The sequence below is a fragment of the Rhizobium sp. 11_C7_N12_5 genome (assembly GCF_051811145.1).
Classification (GTDB): domain Bacteria; phylum Pseudomonadota; class Alphaproteobacteria; order Rhizobiales; family Rhizobiaceae; genus Rhizobium; species Rhizobium lusitanum.
Genome location: NZ_JBPWPY010000002.1, coordinates 34,599 through 50,240 on the forward strand (window position 1 = coordinate 34,599; position 15,642 = coordinate 50,240).

Here is a 15,642-nt window from a genome sequence, read left to right on the forward strand (position 1 = left end):
GTCCCATGACGTCAGGTTTCGAAACAATGATGGCAGAAGACGGGTCGCAAACCCCTTGGCGCACCGAAATAGGAACGCGGCTTTCGACAGGCTTTGCAGGCGTGGCTCTCCTCGTGCTGGCGGGCTTGGCTTTCGCGCCTTTCGTGGTCTCGCGCGGTGTGCTGCAGGACCTGTTCTTCATTCTGACCATGCTGGCGCTCGCACAAAGCTGGAACCTTCTTGCCGGCTATGCCGGGCTGATCTCCGTCGGGCAGCAGCTTTTCGTCGGCTGCGGCGCCTATGCTCTCTTCGGACTGGTCACCCTTCTCGGCATGGACCCGACCCTCGCGGTGCTGCTGGCCGGCGTGGTTGCGGCACTTCTCGCGGTCCCCACCGCCTTCTTCGTGTTTCGCTTGCACGGACCCTATTTCGCCATCGGCACCTGGGTGATCGCGGAAGTCGGCCGGCTGGTGCTTGCCCAGTGGAAGATGCTCGGCGGCGGCACGGGAACCTCCCTGCCGCGTGAGGCGGCCAGGGACATGGCCGGCATCGCGCTGCTCAAGGATTGGTTTGGCATGAAGGCAGCGCTTGCCGCCGATGCTCTCACCTTCTGGCTGGCGCTGATCATGGTCGCGATTACCATCGGCTTTGTCTATCGCCTGCTCAAAAGCAAGCAGGGCCTCGGCCTGGCGGCTGTGCGCGACAATGAAACCGCCGCCCGCGCGCTGGGTGTGGATGCCAGGCGCATGAAGGTGACGGTCTATCTCGCCACGGCCTTTCTGACAGGCATCGTCGGTGCCCTGATCTATCTGCAGAAGGGCCGGATCTCCCCGGATGCCGCCTTCTCGCTCACGGACTGGACAGCCTATGTGCTTTTCATCGTTGTCATCGGCGGCATCGGAACGATCGAGGGGCCGATCGTCGGTGTGATCCTGTTCTTTTTCCTGCAGAATGCGCTCGCAAGCTATGGGTCCTGGTACCTGCTGCTGCTCGGTGCGCTGGCGATCGCTACCATGCTTTTCGCGCCGCGCGGCCTTTGGGGTTTGGTCAGCGAGCGCACCGGCATCGAACTCTTTCCGGTCCGCCGTGTCTTGAAGGGCAGACCGCTCGCACAAACAGCAAAGGGAGGGCCAAATGGCTGACATCACGACCGACGTTCTCATCATTGGCACAGGGCCTGCCGGCTCGGCGACGGCCGCATTGCTGGCCAGCTACGGGTTGGAGCCTCTGGTGATCAACCGCTATCGCTGGCTGGCCACCACACCGCGGGCGCACATCACCAACCAGCGTACGATGGAGGTTCTGCGCGATCTCGGCCGCGATGTGGAGGACGAAGCCTATATGTTCGCGACCGAGCAGGAGCTCATGGGCGAAAACGTCTTCTGCACGGCGATCAACGGCGAAGAGATCGGCCGCATGAAGAGCTGGGGCACGCATCCGCTCTCGCAGGCGGAACACCAGCTGTCATCGCCGAGCCATATGAACGATCTGCCCCAGACCTTCATGGAGCCGCTGCTCTTCAAAACCGCCTGTTCGCGTGGCGCGCAGGCGCGCATGTCGACGGAATATCTGAGCCACGTGCAGGACGAGGACGGCGTGACCACGACATGCCTCGATCGGCTGACGGGCAAGGAAGTCACCGTGCGCTCGAAATTTCTGATCGGCGCCGATGGCGGCAATTCCAAAGTTGCCGAGCATGCCGGTCTCAGCTTCGAGGGAAAGATGGGGGTCGCGGGCTCGATGAACATCCTTTTCGAGGCGGATCTCTCGCCCTATGTTTCGCGCCGTCCCTCTGTGCTTTACTGGGTGCTGCAGCCGGGAGCCGATGTCGGCGGCATCGGCATGGGCCTCGTGCGCATGGTGCGGCCCTGGCATGAGTGGCTGATCGTCTGGGGCTATGACATCAACGAGCCGCCTCCGGCCGTCGACGAAGCATTTGCGATCAGGGTGGTGCGGGACCTCACCGGCGTTGCCGACCTGCAGCCGAAGATAAAATCGGTGTCGACCTGGACCGTCAACAACATGTATGCCACCACCATGTCCAACGGCCGGGTGTTCTGCATGGGCGATGCCGCCCATCGCCATCCCCCCTCGAACGGCCTTGGCTCCAACACGTCCATTCAGGACGGTTTCAATCTCGCCTGGAAGCTGGCGATGGTGATCAGGGGGCAGGCGGGCCGCGGTCTTCTCGACAGCTATCAGGCGGAGCGGGCGCCGGTCGCCAAGCAGATCGTTACCCGCGCCAACAAGTCGATCGAGGAGTTCGGGCCGATCTTCAGTGCGTGCGGCCTTCTGGACTCCGTCGATCCGGTGAAGATGCAGCAGAACATGGATGCCCGCTGTGATGACACGCCCGACGCCGAACGGCAGCGCAAGGAGATCCGCGAGGCGATTGCGGCCAAGGTCTATGAGTTCGATGCGCATGGCGTTGAAATGAATCAGCGTTACCGGTCGGATGCCATCGTCACCGACGGGCAACCGGAGCCCGGTTTCGAGACGGATGCGGAGTTGCATTATCAGCCGACGACATGGCCCGGCGCACGCCTGCCGCATACCTGGCTCTTCGGCCCCGACGGGGAAAAGGTGTCGACGCTCGACATTACCGGCCATGGACGGTTTACCGTGCTGACCGGCATCGGCGGCGATGCCTGGCTTGCGGCGGCAAGGGCGCTTGCTAAGGAATTCTGCATCGAGCTCATTGCGCACAAGATCGGTCCGCGGCAGCAATGGCAGGACTACACCGGCGATTGGGCGCGGGCGCGTGAAATCCGGGATTCCGGCGCGATCCTCGTTCGTCCGGACCATCATGTCGCCTGGCGCTGTGACGGTACTATCGCCGATCCCGTCGGCGAACTGCGCCGCGTATTGAACACCATTTTGGATCGGTGACTGATCATGGAAGCGCATGAAAAAGGATATTTCACAGAGGAAAACTCGGTCGAGGTCGTGACCGGCCGCAACGCCAACGCCAAGAGCGAACGGCTGAAGGAGGTCATGTCGGTCATTACGCTCAAACTACATGAGGCGGTGAAGCAGATCGAGCCGACCCAGGAGGAGTGGATGGAGGCGATCCTCTTCCTCACCCGGACAGGCGGGATGTGCAACGAATGGCGTCAGGAATTCATCCTGCTTTCGGATGTGCTTGGCGTATCGATGCTGGTCGACGCCATCAACAACCGCAAGCCTTCAGGCGCATCCGAGAGCACGGTGTTGGGTCCGTTCCATGTCGCCGACGCGCCGGAATTGCCGATGGGCGCCAACATCTGCCTCGACAGCAAGGGCGAGGATATGGTGATCTCCGGCCGCATCCTGGATATCGAGGGCAACCCTATCAAGAATGCGGTCATCGATGTCTGGCAGGCCAATGACGAGGGCTTCTACGACGTCCAGCAAAAAGGTCTTCAGCCTGATTTTAATCTGCGCGGGATATTCCGCACCGGGGGAGACGGAAGCTACTGGTTCCGGGCGGTCAAGCCGAAATACTATCCGATCCCGGATGATGGACCTGTCGGCCAGTTGCTGGCCCAGCTCGGCCGCCACCCGTACCGGCCCGCGCACCTGCACTACATCATCTCGGCCGATGGTTTTGAAACGCTGACGACCCACATCTTCGATCCGGACGATCCCTACATCCATTCGGATGCTGTCTTCGGCGTGAAGGAGAGCCTGCTTGCCAAGTTCAGGCTGACTGAAGATCAGGCGAGGGCAAGGCAGCTCGAGTTTTCAGGCAAGTTCTGGGAGGTTAACCACGACTTCGTTCTCGCCTATAAGCGACAAGTCTAGGACATGGTTGACGATGCGTATTGGATAATCGGCAGCGGGAGGACGCTGCCGATCTTTGTCGTCGCCGGATCGTCCGCGGCTCACGAGGCCTTGGCTTCGAAGGCGGGCGGGAAATCGCCCAGCGACTTTGCCTTGAGGATCAGGCCTTCGATATCCTCATCGACGATCGCTTCAAGGTCGCTGAAGCTGTCGATAACATAGTAGATCGGCTGGACGATATCGATCCGGTAGGGCGTCCTGAGCACGCTCAGCAGATCGAACGGCCGAAACTCGCACGCCTTGCCTTCCATCGCCGCCTTCGCTTCGCTTGGCGAGGAGACGATGCCCGCGCCGAAGCAGCGGCGGCCCTCCGGCGTATTGATCAGGCCGAACTCGACAGTGAACCAGAAGATGCGGAACAGGTGCCAGGAATAGCCCTTGCCGAGGCGTACGGCAGTTTCGCCGAAATGCCGTACGAAATTGGCATAACTCTGATTGGTCAGCAGCGGGCAATGGCCGAAGACTTCGTGGAACAGGTCCGGTTCCTCGATATAGTCGATATGCTCGCGACGGCGAAGGAAGGTGGCGAGCGGAAACTTGCCTTGCGACAGGAGCTCGTAGAAGCGGGAAGGCGGAATGAGTGCCGGCACGCCTTCCACCCCGAAGCCCGTCGTTTCGTTCAGGCGGCGGTTGACGTCGCGCAGCTGGGGCACCTTGTCCGGCTTCAGCCCCAGGGTTTTGACGCCGTCCAGATATTCGCGGCAGGCCATATTGGCGAGCAGCTTCAACTGACGCCGATAGAGTTCGCCCCATATCGCATCTTCTTCGGCGGTATAGGCGTATAAGCCATCCGGGCCTGGCAATTTGGCGGTGTAGCTGCTTTCCTTGACCATAGCTCGATCCTCCCAGATGCTGCGGTATCTTTCCAATTATGAACCGAGTTCGCGGGAAATTCTTTCCTTTTCCGGTAAAAATGGACGTGGTATTGGTAAATCTTCTCAAAAACGGTGCAGAAGATGAAAGAATCTGGGAATCCTCACCGCAAGCTTCTGCAATCGATCCAGGCCGATGGCAGTCTTTCGCTGGCAGACCTGTCGGAAAAGGCCGGTATGTCGCAGAGTTCGACCTGGCGGAAGATCCATGAACTGGAATCGGAGGGTGTCATCCGCAAGCGAGTGACGCTGCTCGATCCCGGCAAACTCGATCTCAAGCTTTGTGTGATCGCGCATGTAACACTGGAGGACCATCACGAGGAGACAGTGGCGTCTTTCGCATCGGTGGTATCGGAGCGGCCGGAGATCATGGAATGCTATGCCCTGTCCGGCGCCTTCGACTACATGCTGAAGATCAGGGCGAAGGACGTGGAAAGCTACGAGGCGTTCATGACCCATTACCTGCTGCGCAACCGGCGTGTTCGCACTGTCGTTTCGAGCTTTGTGCTGCGCGAGCTGAAATTCTCGACCGAATTGCCGATCTAGCGCCTGTCAGGCCGGATGCGCGCCACCATGTCAGCTGTGCGGCATGAGCACCGGGAACCCTTCGAATGTCTTCAGCGTATCGAGCACAATGGAAGTCTTTACGTGTTGCACCGACTCGTGCGGCAACAGGATGTCGTTGACGAATCTCGAGAGGTCAGCGAGCCCCCGTGTCGCGACCTTCAGGTGGTAGTCCATCTCACCCGTCAGCGCATAGGCTTCGAGAACTTCCGGCAGCCCGTTGATCAGCTGGGAAAATCGGCGAGCATTGTCCCTGTTATGGGTCGCAAGCGTCACCGAGATAACCACCAGCATATCCAGACCGAGCTTCTGCCGATCGAGGTTTGCCTGGTAGCTGCGAATATATCCTTCGGCTTCCAGCCTCGTTCGCCGGCGCGAGCATTGCGAGGGTGAAAGCGCGATCCGCTCGCCCAGTTCGTTGTTCGTCAGCCGGCCGTCTTTCTGGAGTTCCTGCAGCAGGCGCAGATCCAATTTGTCGAGTTGTTCATCCATTGCGCAAAACTTCCAAAATCCTCACAGATCGTGTATAATATTTTCGCTTCGCATGAAGAATGCAAGAACTTTGCATGCGTTTTGGGCCACACTTTGCATAGACAGAGTCCAATCTTCCGAGGAGGAGAAAATGGGTCCTTTTCCGCATGACGCGCCGCCGTCGGAAATTACCGCCGACAATCCGGCCGGCACCGACGGCTTCGAATTCGTTGAATTCGCTCATCCCGAGCCCGAGAAGCTGCGTGAGCTCTTCACGCGCATGGGCTATACTCCTGTTGCCAAGCACAAGACGAAGGACATCACCGTCTGGCGTCAAGGCGATATCAATTATGTGCTGAATGCCGAGCCGGGCAGCCATGCCGCCCGTTTCGCGGCAGAACACGGCCCCGCTGCTCCGTCGATGGCCTGGCGGGTCGTTGATGCCAAGCACGCCTTCGACCATGCCGTGTCAAAAGGTGCTGTTCCCTATGAAGGGAATGACAAGGCGCTCGATGTCCCGGCAATTGTCGGCATCGGCGGTTCGCTGCTCTATTTCGTCGAAACCTATGGCAAAAAGGGATCGGCTTACGATGCCGAGTTCGATTGGCTGGGCGAGCGCGACCCGCATCCCGAAGGTGTCGGCTTCTATTATCTCGACCATCTGACGCACAACGTCTTTCGCGGCAACATGGACAAGTGGTGGGCATTTTATCGCGAATTGTTCAATTTCAAGCAGATTCACTTCTTCGATATCGACGGGCGCATCACCGGTCTGGTGAGCCGCGCGATCACGTCTCCCTGCGGCAAGATCCGCATTCCGCTGAATGAATCGAAGGACGACACAAGCCAGATCGAGGAGTTCCTGAAGAAGTACAAGGGCGAGGGCATCCAGCACATCGCCGTCGGAACGGAAGACATCTACGAAGGCACCGACAGGCTTGCCGATAATGGACTGCGCTTCATGCCAGGTCCGCCGGAGACCTACTACGATATGTCCTATAAGCGTGTGAACGGCCACGACGAGCCCATCGACCGCATGAAGAAGCATGGTATCCTCATCGACGGCGAAGGCGTGGTGAATGGCGGCCTGACGAAGATCCTGCTGCAGATCTTCTCCAAGACGGTCATCGGCCCGATCTTCTTCGAATTCATTCAGCGCAAAGGCGACGAGGGCTTCGGCGAAGGCAATTTCCGGGCTCTCTTCGAGTCGATCGAAGCAGATCAGATCAAGCGCGGCGTCATCGGCACGGCGGCCGAATGATCTCTAGGCGACCCGGCGATTGCATGGGGTCGCCCTCAGTTTTCGGGAGGAATTGAGCGATGGACCAGACGATATCTAAGACTTCCGACCATGAGGCTCTGGCGGCAAGTAACCTCAAATACATGCCCGGATTCGGCAACGATTTCGAAAGCGAGTCGCTTCCCGGCGCTTTGCCGCAAGGCCAGAACAGCCCCCAGAAATGCAACTACGGTCTTTATGCCGAGCAGCTTTCCGGCTCGCCTTTCACGGCACCGCGCGGGACGAACGAACGGTCCTGGCTCTATCGCATCCGTCCGAGCGTGCGCCATACCCGGCGCTTTTCGAACACCTCCTATCCGCTCTGGAAATCCGCGCCCTGTCTGGACGACCATTCGCTTCCGCTCGGCCAGCTCCGCTGGGGTCCCGTGCCGGTGCCCGACGAGAAGCTGAGCTTCCTCGAGGGAGTGCGGACGATCACGACGGCTGGCGATGTCCTGACCCAGACAGGGATGGCCGCTCATGCCTATGTCTTCAACGAGGACATGGTGGACGATTACGTCTTCAATGCCGATGGCGAATTGCTCGTCGTCCCGCAGATCGGCGCCATTCGAATATTCACTGAAATGGGCGTCATCGATGTCGAGCCCTTGGAAATATGCATCATCCCGCGCGGCATGATGTTCAAGGTGCTGCGCATCGGCGACCAGAAGGTCTGGCGCGGATATATCTGCGAGAACTACGGCGCGAAATTCACGCTGCCGGATCGCGGGCCGATCGGCGCGAACTGCCTGGCAAATCCGCGAGACTTCAAGACACCGGTCGCGGCGTTCGAGGACAAGGAAACGCCTTGCCGCGTGCATGTCAAATGGTGCGGGAAATTCTACGTCACGGACATTGGCCACTCGCCCCTCGATGTGGTGGCCTGGCACGGCAATTATGCGCCTTACAAATACGACCTGCGGACATTCTCCCCGGTCGGCGCGATCCTGTTCGATCACCCCGATCCGTCGATTTTCACGGTACTGACCGCGCCGACCGAAGCAGCGGGCACGGCGAATGTCGATTTCGTGATCTTTCCGCCGCGCTGGCTGGTCGCCGAACACACCTTCCGTCCGCCCTGGTACCACCGCAACATCATGAGCGAATTCATGGGGCTGATCCACGGTCAATACGACGCGAAGGAAGAGGGATTCGTGCCTGGTGGTATAAGCCTGCACAACATGATGCTTCCCCACGGACCGGATGCGTCGGGCTTCGAAAAGGCATCCAATGCGGAACTCAAGCCCGTGAAGCTCGACAATACCATGGCCTTCATGTTCGAGACCCGGTACCCGCAGCAGGTGACGAAATATGCGGCGGAACTGGAAACGTTGCAGGACAATTACCTGGAGTGCTGGGATGGCCTGGAGCGCAGGTTCGACGGCACGCCCGGAATCAAGTGAAGATCGGCCACGCATCCTCTTACGGTGGAACCAGCACATGAAGCTCGCGACTTTGAAAGACTCCACGAGGGACGGGCGGCTTGTCGTCGTCTCCCGCGACCTGACCCGCTGCTCCGAGGTCGGTCATATCGCCCGCACCTTGCAGGCTGCCCTCGACGATTGGGAGCATGTGGCGCCCAGACTCGCGCAGGTTGCCGAGGGTATCGAGACGGGTGCCCAGCCGACGCTGAGGTTCCACGAGCATGACGCCACATCGCCTTTGCCACGGGCCTATCAGTGGGCTGACGGCTCTGCCTATGTCAATCATGTCGAGCTGGTGCGCAAGGCGCGCGGTGCCGAGTTGCCGACAAGCTTCTGGACCGATCCGCTGATGTACCAGGGCGGCTCGGATAGTTTCCTCGCACCGCGCGATCCGATCGTGGCGGCTGACGAGGCCTATGGGATCGACATGGAGGGCGAGGTCGCCGTCATCGTCGGCGACGTCGCCATGGGTTCGGGTCCGGAGATTGCCCGGAGCGCCATCCGCCTGGTGATGCTCGTCAACGACGTGTCGCTGCGCGGCCTCATTCCGCAAGAGCTGGCAAAAGGGTTCGGCTTCTTTCAGTCCAAGCCTGCATCGGCATTTTCTCCGGTCGCGGTCACGCCCGACGAACTGGGGGAGGCGTGGGATGGCGGCAAACTGCATCTCCCCTTGCTCGTGACCTTGAACGGCAAGCCATTCGGCAAGGCGAATGCCGGTGTCGACATGACGTTCGATTTTGGCCAGCTGATCGCCCATGCCGCCAAGACCCGTGACCTTGTGGCCGGAACGATCATCGGCTCGGGAACGGTGTCCAACAAGCTCGACGGCGGTCCGGGCAAGCCGGTCGAGAGCGGCGGTGCCGGCTACTCCTGCATCGCCGAGATCCGGATGATCGAGACCATCGAAAGCGGAGCGCCGAAGACTCCCTTCCTGCGGTTCGGTGACCAGGTCCGCATCGAGATGCACGACCGGGCAGGGCATTCGATCTTCGGGGCAATCGAGCAGAGCGTCGAAAGACATGGGGGATCGGAGCTGCAATGAATGAGGTCGTTCTCTACGACTATTGGCGATCGTCGGCGAGCTATCGCGTCCGCATCGCGCTCAATATGCTCGAGATCGACCATAAGACCGTGTCGATCAATTTGCTGGAAGGTGAACAGAGAGGCCCGGACTATTTGGCGCTCAACCCGCAGGGGCTCGTACCGGCGCTGGTGATCGATGGGAGAACGTTGACGCAGTCGCTGTCCATCATCGAATATCTGGCGGAGCTTCAGCCGGAGTGCGGTTTGATGCCGGCGGATAGTGCAGGCCGCCAGCACGTGCGGGCACTTGCCTACGCGATCGCCATGGACATCCATCCGATATGCAACACGCATGTCGCAGCCTATGTCATGACCATAACGGACAAGGCCGAAGCCCGCGGAGAATGGATGAAGCATTTCATTGCGGATGGACTTCGCAAGCTGGAAGCGATGCTTGGCGAATTCAACGGGGATTTCAGCTTTGGAGATCGGCCGACGATGGCGGACCTTTGCCTTGTCCCGCAAGTCTACAATGCCCGCCGCTGGGGAGTCGATATGACCGACCTCAAGCGCATCGTTGAAATCGATGGCCGGTGCGCCGCACTGCCTGCCTTCCAGGCAGCGCATCCGGACCGCGTGAAACCATAACGTCAGAGCTGTAACGGCGAGAATTCGCCCAGGCTTTTGCGTAGGTCTCGAAATCAAATCGATGGTGGTGTCCGCAGCCAAGGCAGACACCGACCGCCGGCGCGAGAAAAAGAGCCGGGGAGGATGAGCTTCCCGACCGTCAATGACAATAATCTTCTTTTCCACCCCCAGGGCATTGCTCAAAGCGAAACTATTTTCGGTTTCGGCTGAACCTGCGAGCCGGTGCAGCCGCATAATGCGTGCAGGCGCTATATGCTGGATCCGGCACCGGCAGTTTCACTTCGGGGTCACTTTATGGTGTGGGACCACCAGCTTGATCCTGCTCGAATTCAGGACTTGAAATGGGGCGCAGGAATCCTTCGCCGCAGGCGAACCGGACTTGCCTGGGATGAACGAGGAGTATGAGCATATCATGCAGATTCTATATTTTCGCAGATCTGGCGTCGCCACAATCCGGCTTGGCAAGCGACTTCGAAGGATGAAGCTTCTTTCCGTCGGCCTATTCGTGTCTTGTCTGGCAGTCGCAGCATCTATTTCGGCCAACTCTCAGCGAGCCAACGCTGCCGACCTCCCCGCGAATATAGAGGTCAAGGACGCAACGTCAGTTGCAACCGTGCATGCCGAAGGCGTTCAGATCTACGAGTGCAAAACCGGCTCGGACAATAAGATGAGCTGGCAGTTCCGCGAGCCGCTGGCAACGTTGCTGCAGGACGGCACGACCGTCGGGCGCCATTTTGCAGGCCCCGGTTGGGAGTTTGCCGATGGCAGCTCCATCAAAGGCAAGGTCGCGAGCCAGGCTCCAGGTGCCACAAAGAACGACATCGCCATTCTGAGGCTCGATGTCGTCGAACATCGGGGTGATGGAGTGTTGTCGAAGGTGACGGCGGTGCAGCGTCTGGACACGAAGGGCGGCGTATTCTCCGGCGCATGCGACCAACCGGGCGCGATGCATCTTGAACCCTATACAGCCCGCTACGTTTTCCTTGCGAACTGATCGCGTCCGTCAGGCTGCGGCCCCGGTATGGGAGCCAGGTGCACAAGAGCCGCCAATTGCCATCGGGTTTCTGGCGAGGCGTCCTTCCATCCAGCTCCCGATATGCAGCATCGCCAGTGCAGCCAATATTTATTTTTGCACGTTTCCGTCGGGCTCAAACCTGCTAAAAGCCGCTCACCCGCAAGACGGGTGATTTGACAGACCTTCGACACAACCGATGACCCGCCTCATTCCCGAAGTATTCCGCGACCCGACGATCCGGGTGAGCATGCTTGCCATCTTTGCCTTCGGCTTTGCCGGAGCCGCGACATCGCCTTATCAGTCCGTCGTGGGTATTCGCGAACTCGGCCTGAGCAATGGGCTATATTCGGCACTGATCTTTTGTGCGGCTGCGGTCAACGTCATCGTCAGCATTCTGCTGGGAAACCTGGCGGACAGGATCGGTGAATATCGCACGATGATGCTGACGGTCGCGCTCTTCGGCATCCTGGGTTATGGCGCGGTCTACGTCGTTCCCACGCAGGCGACCTTCATTCTCGCCGCATTGTTTCTCCTTCCGATCTACGGTTCCCTCAATTCACTGCTGTTTGCCAATGTCAGGGTCGCGACCAATGGGATGGAGCGCAACAACGTGGCGACCGTAAATTCGGGCGTCAGGGCGATGATTTCGCTATCCTGGGTTCTCGTGCCTGGTATCACCGGGGCGCTGCTCGCAAACTCCGCAAGCATGTTACCCGCCTATCTTTTCGCCGGTTTGGCCTGTGCGGTTTGTTTCGGATTGATTGCGGTTTTCCTTCCCCGCCAGAGCGGCACCGACAAGGCGGCAACGCGCCATCTCTCCTATCTCGCGGCACTCGGCGAGGTCATCTCGCCGCCGGTTTTTGTGCGGGTGATCGCGGTGGCTTTGATCAGCAGCACGCTTCATGTCAATGGTGCCATTCTGCCTCTCATCGTCACCGGTGCCGCCCACGGCTCCGTCGCCGATATCGGCGTGCTCGTCGGGATCGTTGCGCTTCTGGAAGTCATATTCATCGTCGTGTGGGGACGCGCCCAACGGATCATGAGCCATGTGACAGCGCTGGCCCTCGGCACGGTCATCTATGTCGTTTACCTGCTGTTGCTCGGGTTGGCATCGGCGCCCTGGCACGTCTATGCGCTGACCCTTATCAGCGGCATCGGAGCGGCTGCCCTCATCAGCATTCCCATCACCTATCTGCAGGATCTGATCGCCGAGCGTCCGGGGCTCGGCAGCGCCCTCATATCGGTCAATATTTTCCTCAGCGCCGGCCTGAGCGCCCTCCTGTTTGCGCTCGGAACCGCTACGAGCAGCTATTCGGGAACGGCAGTCATCGGAGCGGTTGCCGGCGTGGTCGGACTTGCCATGCTGCTCTTCTTTGATGGCGCCAGGCGGCGCGGATAGGCGCAGGCGCGCTTCCCTTGTTCGACGACCTGGCAGCAGCCAGGACATTTGTTGACGACACCTCGTCATTCGATTAGTCATTAAGTCATCTGATGACTTGATGAGATGTGATCATGCGCGCCCTGACCAAAACCACGCTCGCGGAAACAGCGGTCGAAGCAATCCGCGGCGAAATCATTGCAAGGCGATGGCGTGTCGGCGAGAAATTGCCCAATGAGGCTTCTCTCTCATCCATGCTTTCCGTCAGCCGCGGCACCATCCGCGAGGCAGTCCGGGTGCTGGCGTCTCAAGGCTATATCGAGACACGACAGGGATCCGGCACCTACGTGCGCTCGACGATCAACCTCGGCCGCCCTTTCGACATGGCGCGCCGGGCCGGGCTCCGGGACCAGTTCGAAGCGCGTTTGGCGCTCGACGTCGAGGCTGCACGCCTGGCCGCTCTGCGACAGACGCCGGAGGTGATTTTGCAATTGCGTGCGCTGCTGAAGGCGCGAGGAAACTATGATGGCGGAGACAAGACCGCATTTATCGAGCGAGACCTCGCCTTCCACAAGGCGGTGATCGCGGCGTCGCAGAACAGGGCGATGATCGAGATCTACGAATTCTTTTCCGTGTCGATCGCCGAGACCATCGAGGCGACGCTCGGCGAGGATCTTCCTGAGCCGGATATGCAAGCGCATGTCGCAATCATCGATGCCATTGAAGCAGGTGATCCGGAAGCGGCAGGTTCTGCCGTGCGCCGCTTCATGGCTCCGGTTGTCGCCACCCTCGATCGGTTGCTGATGTCATGACCGCGCCTTCGCAGAATGCCGCTTCTCTTGAACTGATCGATGCCGAGGCCGATGAAATCCCGCCACCGCAGGCGCATCGGGGCAAATCGCCAATCGGCAGATTTCTTCTCGGCACAAGCCTTGTGCTGATTGCGTTCAATCTCCGGCCGGTCTTCTCGAGCGCCTCGGCGCTATTGCCCGAAATCCGAAGCGGGCTTGGCCTTACCGCATTCGGCACGAGCATCCTCACCACATTGCCTGTCGTTTGCATGGGCCTGTTTTCACCGCTCGCGCCAAGACTGGCGCAGCGATTGGGGACAGAGCGCGTGCTGCTCGGCGTGATTCTCCTCCTTGCGCTCGGCACGGCGTTACGCGGCATTTCCTCTATCTCCCTGCTGTTCTTCGGGACGGCCTTGACCGGCGCCTGCATAGCGATCGGCAATGTTCTCTTGCCGGGCGTGGTCAAGCGTGATTTTCCGGACAAGGCGGCCCTGATGACGGGCTGCTACACAATGGCTCTGTGCGCGGGCGCGGCGAGTGCAGCCGGACTCACGCTTCCGATCGAGCATATTCTTGGCGGGTCGCTCGGCGGCGCGCTTGCGGCCTGGGCCTTGCCGGCCCTCGTGGTCGGGCTTCTGTGGCTGCCGCAGGTGATTGGATCGGGCACCCAAGCGCGGCGCACCGGCTTCCGCGTCATGGGCCTATGGACTGATGCCGTCGCCTGGCAGGTAACGCTCTTCATGGGGCTACAATCGGCGCTTGCCTATTGCGTCTTCGGCTGGCTGGTCCCAATTCTGCGCGAGCGTGGCCTCGATGGCGTGACGGCCGGCGCAATCGTGTCGGTTTCAGTCATGGTGCAGGCGGCTTCGTGTCTTGTGGCACCTCACATCGCCGTCAGGGGCAAGGACCAGCGGGCCATCAACGCCATTCTTTGCGCGGTCGCGGTCACGGCGCTGCTGGGCCTGCTCTTCGCGCCGCTCTGGACGGTATGGTTCTGGGCCGTGCTCCAGGGTGTCGGGCAGGGAGGGCTGATCGCGGTGGCGCTGACCGTGATCGTGCTGCGCTCGCCCGACCCGCACGTCGCCGCGCATCTGTCCGGCATGGCGCAGTTCATAGGCTACCTGCTTGCCGCAATCGGGCCGCTCGTCGTCGGCATGATCCACGGTTGGACGGGAAGTTTCGCCTGGTGTTCGGTTCTGTTCGTCCTGCTTGGTCTCGGCGCCGCCATCAATGGCTGGTTTGCCGGCCGCGCCATCAACGTCAATGCCACGATGATAGAAACCGGCACGTAGTTCGGACTACGTGCTGACCCGACTGGAACGAGGGGCGGTTTCGACGGCCGGCAGGCCTCATATGGAGCGGGTTAGTCCGCCATCGACCTTGAGGTTCTGGCCGGTGATGTAGCCTGCGCCATCGGATGCGAGGAACGCGATCGTGGCGGCAATCTCCGAACTCGTGCCGTAGCGCTTCATCGGCACGCCGTCGCGGCGCTCTTCGGTTGCCGGCAAGCTGTCGATCCAGCCCGGCAGTACATTGTTCATGCGGACATTATCCGCCGCATAGGTATCCGCGAAAATCTTGGTATAGGCGGCAAGGCCGGCACGGAAAACGGCTGATGTCGGAAACATCGCCGATGGTTCGAAGGCCCAGGCCGTGGAGATGTTGATGATCGCGCCCGACTTTTGCGCCTGCATGATCGGGGTGACCAGACGAACGGCGCGGATCACGTTCATCAGATAGACGTCAAGGCCTGTGTGCCATTGTTCGTCGGTGATCTCGATGATCTGTGCCCTGGGTCCGTGGCCGGCACTATTGACCAGCACGTCGATACGACCCCACTTCTCCATCGTCGCGTCGGTCAGGCGTTTGAGATCGTCGTTCGACTGATTCGAACCGGTGATGCCGATGCCGCCGAGCGACGCCGCAAGGGCCTCTCCCTTGCCGGAGGATGAAAGGATCGCAACCCTGAATCCATCGGCGGCAAGGCGCTTGGCGGCTTCCGCACCCATGCCGCTGCCGCCCGCCGTGATGATTGCTACTTTTTCTATCGACATGCCGTGAGCCTCTCTCTGTTCGTTTGCGGGCAAGGAAGATTGCCTGACTTTTATGAGTCAAATAGCATTTCAGGCGCGCTGGCACCAACCAGTTGCGTTTTTATTTGAGATGAAGATCCGTTTTGCGGGTGCTCATCCTGACCGCGGTCAAGGTTCCGCCCAACCACCAAAAGGGCGGCCGTGACGATCGTCCGTTACAATTGCTCATGGACGAACGGGCGGCTGTCGAAAGCGCTGCCGAAGCATCTTCCCATACCCGGCCGCGTCCGCAGCAAACTGATATGCGAAGCACCGATCGATATTTATCTCAGAAAAAATCCGG

General features: G+C 60.1%; 15 protein-coding genes. 12 read left to right on the forward strand and 3 right to left on the reverse strand.

Annotated elements, in window-relative coordinates; translation table 11 throughout:
- Positions 1–5 precede the first annotated feature (5 nt).
- Genes AB8B29_RS19350 through AB8B29_RS19360 form a run of 3 tightly spaced genes read left to right on the forward strand, consistent with a single transcriptional unit; the run spans position 6 to position 3,762 of the window.
- A complete protein-coding gene (locus AB8B29_RS19350) occupies positions 6–1,121 on the forward strand; it encodes a branched-chain amino acid ABC transporter permease (RefSeq protein WP_092573606.1) in 1,116 nt (371 codons plus the stop codon).
- Positions 1,114–2,868, forward strand: coding sequence for an FAD-dependent oxidoreductase (locus AB8B29_RS19355; protein ID WP_092573605.1), 1,755 nt, complete (start codon positions 1,114–1,116; stop codon positions 2,866–2,868). Before AB8B29_RS19350 ends, AB8B29_RS19355 begins: the two co-directional genes overlap by 8 nt.
- A 6-nt stretch (positions 2,869–2,874) precedes the next feature.
- Entirely contained in the window at positions 2,875–3,762 is an 888-nt protein-coding gene (locus AB8B29_RS19360; protein WP_092573604.1) for an intradiol ring-cleavage dioxygenase, read from the forward strand.
- A gap of 80 nt (positions 3,763–3,842) precedes the next feature.
- Here AB8B29_RS19360 and AB8B29_RS19365 read toward each other — a convergent pair whose 3' ends face one another.
- On the reverse strand, positions 3,843–4,634 hold the full coding sequence (locus AB8B29_RS19365) for a phenylalanine 4-monooxygenase (RefSeq protein WP_047558656.1): 792 nt from the start codon (positions 4,632–4,634) through the stop codon (positions 3,843–3,845).
- 123 nt (positions 4,635–4,757) lie between these two features.
- Between AB8B29_RS19365 and AB8B29_RS19370 the strand changes: the two genes are divergently transcribed.
- Entirely contained in the window at positions 4,758–5,219 is a 462-nt protein-coding gene (locus AB8B29_RS19370; RefSeq protein ID WP_092573603.1) for an Lrp/AsnC family transcriptional regulator, read from the forward strand.
- A 30-nt stretch (positions 5,220–5,249) separates the two neighbouring features.
- Here AB8B29_RS19370 and AB8B29_RS19375 read toward each other — a convergent pair whose 3' ends face one another.
- Positions 5,250–5,729 carry an Lrp/AsnC family transcriptional regulator gene (locus tag AB8B29_RS19375; RefSeq protein WP_037193029.1) on the reverse strand — a complete coding sequence of 160 codons (480 nt, stop codon included), beginning with the start codon at positions 5,727–5,729 and terminating at the stop codon, positions 5,250–5,252.
- 130 nt (positions 5,730–5,859) lie between these two features.
- On the opposite strand from AB8B29_RS19375, the gene hppD reads away from it, so the two are divergent.
- From hppD to AB8B29_RS19415, 8 genes are all read left to right on the forward strand, one after another.
- A complete protein-coding gene (gene hppD / locus AB8B29_RS19380; protein ID WP_047558659.1) occupies positions 5,860–6,969 on the forward strand; it encodes a 4-hydroxyphenylpyruvate dioxygenase in 1,110 nt (369 codons plus the stop codon).
- A 59-nt stretch (positions 6,970–7,028) separates the two neighbouring features.
- The gene (gene hmgA, locus AB8B29_RS19385; protein ID WP_047640369.1) at positions 7,029–8,390 is read left to right on the forward strand and encodes a homogentisate 1,2-dioxygenase; all 1,362 of its coding nucleotides are present in this window, start codon (positions 7,029–7,031) and stop codon (positions 8,388–8,390) included.
- Positions 8,391–8,427: 37 nt separating this feature from the next.
- Positions 8,428–9,453 carry a fumarylacetoacetate hydrolase family protein gene (locus tag AB8B29_RS19390; protein ID WP_047640370.1) on the forward strand — a complete coding sequence of 342 codons (1,026 nt, stop codon included), beginning with the start codon at positions 8,428–8,430 and terminating at the stop codon, positions 9,451–9,453.
- Complete coding sequence (maiA, locus tag AB8B29_RS19395; protein ID WP_092573602.1) at positions 9,450–10,082, forward strand: maleylacetoacetate isomerase; 633 nt, start codon at positions 9,450–9,452, stop codon at positions 10,080–10,082. Before AB8B29_RS19390 ends, maiA begins: the two co-directional genes overlap by 4 nt.
- Before the next feature lie 478 nt (positions 10,083–10,560).
- Positions 10,561–11,076, forward strand: a complete 516-nt coding sequence (locus AB8B29_RS19400; protein WP_037193367.1) for a DUF3455 domain-containing protein — start codon at positions 10,561–10,563, stop codon at positions 11,074–11,076.
- A gap of 217 nt (positions 11,077–11,293) precedes the next feature.
- A complete protein-coding gene (locus AB8B29_RS19405; RefSeq protein WP_037193019.1) occupies positions 11,294–12,496 on the forward strand; it encodes an MFS transporter in 1,203 nt (400 codons plus the stop codon).
- A 113-nt stretch (positions 12,497–12,609) separates the two neighbouring features.
- Positions 12,610–13,287 carry a FadR/GntR family transcriptional regulator gene (locus AB8B29_RS19410; RefSeq protein ID WP_092573601.1) on the forward strand — a complete coding sequence of 226 codons (678 nt, stop codon included), beginning with the start codon at positions 12,610–12,612 and terminating at the stop codon, positions 13,285–13,287.
- On the forward strand, positions 13,284–14,558 hold the full coding sequence (locus AB8B29_RS19415) for a CynX/NimT family MFS transporter (RefSeq protein WP_092573600.1): 1,275 nt from the start codon (positions 13,284–13,286) through the stop codon (positions 14,556–14,558). The genes AB8B29_RS19410 and AB8B29_RS19415 overlap by 4 nt, the downstream gene beginning before the upstream one ends.
- 57 nt (positions 14,559–14,615) lie before the next feature.
- Here AB8B29_RS19415 and AB8B29_RS19420 read toward each other — a convergent pair whose 3' ends face one another.
- Positions 14,616–15,320, reverse strand: a complete 705-nt coding sequence (locus AB8B29_RS19420; protein ID WP_047558678.1) for an SDR family oxidoreductase — start codon at positions 15,318–15,320, stop codon at positions 14,616–14,618.
- Positions 15,321–15,642 lie beyond the last annotated feature (322 nt).

Bases quoted from the DNA above. Each gene is read 5' to 3' on its own strand.
- AB8B29_RS19400 (WP_037193367.1), top strand. From the start codon at position 10,561: ATGAAGCTTCTTTCCGTCGGCCTATTCGTGTCTTGTCTGGCAGTCGCA.
- AB8B29_RS19350 (WP_092573606.1), top strand. From the start codon at position 6: ATGACGTCAGGTTTCGAAACAATGATGGCAGAAGACGGGTCGCAAACC.
- maiA (WP_092573602.1), top strand. From the start codon at position 9,450: ATGAATGAGGTCGTTCTCTACGACTATTGGCGATCGTCGGCGAGCTAT.
- AB8B29_RS19405 (WP_037193019.1), top strand. From the start codon at position 11,294: ATGACCCGCCTCATTCCCGAAGTATTCCGCGACCCGACGATCCGGGTG.
- AB8B29_RS19390 (WP_047640370.1), top strand. From the start codon at position 8,428: ATGAAGCTCGCGACTTTGAAAGACTCCACGAGGGACGGGCGGCTTGTC.
- hppD (WP_047558659.1), top strand. From the start codon at position 5,860: ATGGGTCCTTTTCCGCATGACGCGCCGCCGTCGGAAATTACCGCCGAC.
- hmgA (WP_047640369.1), top strand. From the start codon at position 7,029: ATGGACCAGACGATATCTAAGACTTCCGACCATGAGGCTCTGGCGGCA.
- AB8B29_RS19365 (WP_047558656.1), bottom strand. From the start codon at position 4,634: ATGGTCAAGGAAAGCAGCTACACCGCCAAATTGCCAGGCCCGGATGGC.
- AB8B29_RS19415 (WP_092573600.1), top strand. From the start codon at position 13,284: ATGACCGCGCCTTCGCAGAATGCCGCTTCTCTTGAACTGATCGATGCC.
- AB8B29_RS19420 (WP_047558678.1), bottom strand. From the start codon at position 15,320: ATGTCGATAGAAAAAGTAGCAATCATCACGGCGGGCGGCAGCGGCATG.
- AB8B29_RS19355 (WP_092573605.1), top strand. From the start codon at position 1,114: ATGGCTGACATCACGACCGACGTTCTCATCATTGGCACAGGGCCTGCC.
- AB8B29_RS19410 (WP_092573601.1), top strand. From the start codon at position 12,610: ATGCGCGCCCTGACCAAAACCACGCTCGCGGAAACAGCGGTCGAAGCA.
- AB8B29_RS19370 (WP_092573603.1), top strand. From the start codon at position 4,758: ATGAAAGAATCTGGGAATCCTCACCGCAAGCTTCTGCAATCGATCCAG.
- AB8B29_RS19375 (WP_037193029.1), bottom strand. From the start codon at position 5,729: ATGGATGAACAACTCGACAAATTGGATCTGCGCCTGCTGCAGGAACTC.
- AB8B29_RS19360 (WP_092573604.1), top strand. From the start codon at position 2,875: ATGGAAGCGCATGAAAAAGGATATTTCACAGAGGAAAACTCGGTCGAG.